The sequence below is a fragment of the Thermovirga sp. genome, from assembly GCA_012523215.1.
GTDB lineage: Bacteria > Synergistota > Synergistia > Synergistales > Thermovirgaceae > 58-81.
This window is the reverse complement of record JAAYIZ010000039.1, coordinates 1-2,631: the sequence shown is the minus strand read 5'-3', so window position 1 is coordinate 2,631 and position 2,631 is coordinate 1. Positions and strand designations below refer to the sequence as shown.

The following is a 2,631-nucleotide window of genomic DNA, read 5'->3' as shown; positions in this document are numbered from 1 at the left end:
GCGTACATCTCCTGCATGAGGTCGAGCCCATCGCCATAGTAATACCAGGCGTAATACTGCATGACATCCATCCCCAGGGGGATAGCCGAGAACATTGGCGCGACAGGCTCTTTCCCTATCCAGTAGGCGGAAAGGCTGTTCATCGCGTCAATTACGCCCTGGCTCACGGCGTCAAAAACCTCGAGTCCTCCCACCACTGCTCCCGCAGGAAGGGCAGTAATGGTCAACCGTCCCCCACTCATTTTTGTTACGAGTTCGGCAAACCTCTCGACCTGCCTCTGGATTTCCAACCCTGTCGCCCAGCTTGATTGCAGTCTCCAATGGAATTTCTCCTGGGCAGACGCTGCCGAGACCAGGGAGATCGCCATCACAACCGCCAAAACCGCGATAAAGCTCTTTCTTTTCATCTTTCCTCCCCCTTACGATGTCAGTTTTCCTGCATTTACCGCCTGGACAGAGATCAGATCACTGCCATGGCGTTGATCTCTATCAGAGCATCAGGATGCACAAATTTGTTTACTTCAACCAGGGTACTGGTGGGGAAAGGCTCCTTGAAATATTTGAGTCTCGCCTCATGAATTTCCTTGAGTCGGCTCATATCCCTGACATATACATTGACCTCGACCACATCATCCAGAGTGGCTCCGAATTCGGCCAGGGCGCTTTGAATGCTCTTGATGACATGCTCCGTCTGGGCGTACATGTCGTCTTTTCCGACAATGTTCCCTTTTTCGTCGAAAGAAACCTGACCGGAGACCCAGATGATCTTCTCGACGGACTTGACATCCACGCTCACTGCCGTGCTGAAAGCGACCTTCATTCCCATGGCGCTGCCGAACGGTATGACTTTTTTCTCCATACAAGCACCTCCTGAGAATAATGGGGTGACGAGACCGGGCTCTATGTTCTACAGAATATAGACTATACGAATATTGTCAAGATGGCGGCGCACTTTCAGAGAGTCACCTCGGTAAATTGGGAGAAGTTCGCCTGGAGAACCAAGAGGCGTCGACTCACCGGCAAAGCAGGCCGTAATCGGAAGGGTTCCTGCCACGGATCACATCGGTACCCGGGACAACCTCCTTGCATCTAGCCGACAAAAGCTCGACCTGGCATCCGAAGGCCTGCTCTCTCCCCTCAAAGGCACTGGCAAGGATCCTACCGTAAGGGTCGCAGATGAAAGACCTCCTGTTGCCGCCGGGGGGAGTCGTTCGCACCAGGAAAACCTTGTTCTCATAGGCCCTTGTCCTGGCAATTTCAAGGGAAGGCCCCGAGTCGAAAGCAGTCAAGGAAAGCAGCAAATCCGCACCCAGGAGGGTAAGACTTCTCGAGCATTCGGGCAGAAGGATCTCCCCATCCTGGACGAAGGCGAAATTGCCGTAGGAAGTCCTGGTTATATCCGTCGCCGAGAGGGGTGCCCGGCGGCTCCTACCGGGCCCATGGCACCCACGGGCAGAAGCCAGGATCTTCCCTGAGCCGAAAAGCACGCCGAGAGGCTCCCCGCTCCTCTCGCTCCCAGCGAGGGCAACGATCATTTCCCCTATCGCCGCAGCGTATCTTTCCGTTATCATTTCGGCCAACTCGTGAACATCGGTACCGGTGGGAAAGTCCGCCGGGGGGAGAGCCACCACGGAAGCGTGCAGTCGCCCCAGGTTCCCGAGATACTTCCCTGCCTTGACGATATACTCTTCGACATTACGGGCCCCGAATTGGGCGGCACCCAGGAAAAAGCTGTTGCAGGAGGGGATGGCGGATTCAGAAATGATTCTCGTTACCGGCAAATCCTCGGTGGGCTCCCCGAGCACTCCGTACATCTCCGGAACCCTTTCGGGATGGGGCTCCGGCCTTTTTCCCGGCAGGTCGATATCGACAAAGACGATCTCCTCCCGGTCTCGTCTTGCCGAAGCGATGGAGACGCCCTCCGGGGATATCACCCTGCTGCCTCCCACATAGGGGACCGTCCCCGACTCGATCCCGCACTTGTTCGAAAGGACCCACCACACCCCGTTTTCAAAAGACCTGGCCGGGAGCATGAAATCCAGTTGAGGATTGCTCAGGTTCCCGGGTGAGAAAGAATAGCCCGTGAGGTTGGCCGGGTCGATGATAAGGTCGGCCCCCATCACGGAGAGCACTCGCGCAATTTCAGGCAACCTCGCGTCGGCGCATATCAAAAGACCGATCCGCCCAAAGGGCGAATCGACCAAGCCAAAGCTCCGTCCCGATTCATAAAGGTCCCTGTCGAAATGCCAAAGGTTCATCTTTGAAACCCTCAAGACGATTTCGCCCGAGGGATCCACGAGGATAGCGTTGTTGCCGAGATTTTCCCCCTTTTCTTCGACCAGTCCGAAGGCCACGAAAGAAGAATGCTTCCTGGCCTGCCGGCGAATATGTTCGATCAACCGGTCGTTGAGCGACAACGCCTTCTCCAGAATCCGCTTTTCCGCAGGGTCGAGGAAATAGGCGGGCCACGCGCATTCCGGGAAAACCACCAGGTCTACCCCCGGCTCAAGCGCCCTGCCCAGGAGTTCTTGAATTCTATTGAAGGTACTTTCGAAATCGGCCAATTCCGGCGCTTCCATTTGAACACAGGCTATCTTCATTTTTTCGTCCCTCCTGCTTTGAGCCATTATT

At 55.5% G+C, this 2,631-nt stretch carries 3 protein-coding genes; all 3 read right to left on the bottom strand.

The window, feature by feature from the left end:
- On the bottom strand, window positions 1-407 hold a 407-nt coding region (locus GX108_01250), incomplete at its 3' end, for an ABC transporter substrate-binding protein (GenBank protein NLO55673.1).
- Window positions 408-460: 53 nt separating this feature from the next.
- The gene (locus GX108_01245) at window positions 461-859 is read right to left on the bottom strand and encodes a RidA family protein (GenBank protein NLO55672.1); all 399 of its coding nucleotides are present in this window, start codon (window positions 857-859) and stop codon (window positions 461-463) included.
- A 154-nt stretch (window positions 860-1,013) separates the two neighbouring features.
- A complete protein-coding gene (locus GX108_01240; GenBank protein NLO55671.1) occupies window positions 1,014-2,600 on the bottom strand; it encodes a hypothetical protein in 1,587 nt (528 codons plus the stop codon).
- Window positions 2,601-2,631: the final 31 nt, after the last annotated feature.

What these genes read in the sequence shown, in the direction of transcription:
- GX108_01240 (NLO55671.1), bottom strand. Translation starts at nt 2,600, where the DNA reads ATGAAGATAGCCTGTGTTCAAATGGAAGCGCCGGAATTGGCCGATTTC.
- GX108_01245 (NLO55672.1), bottom strand. Translation starts at nt 859, where the DNA reads ATGGAGAAAAAAGTCATACCGTTCGGCAGCGCCATGGGAATGAAGGTC.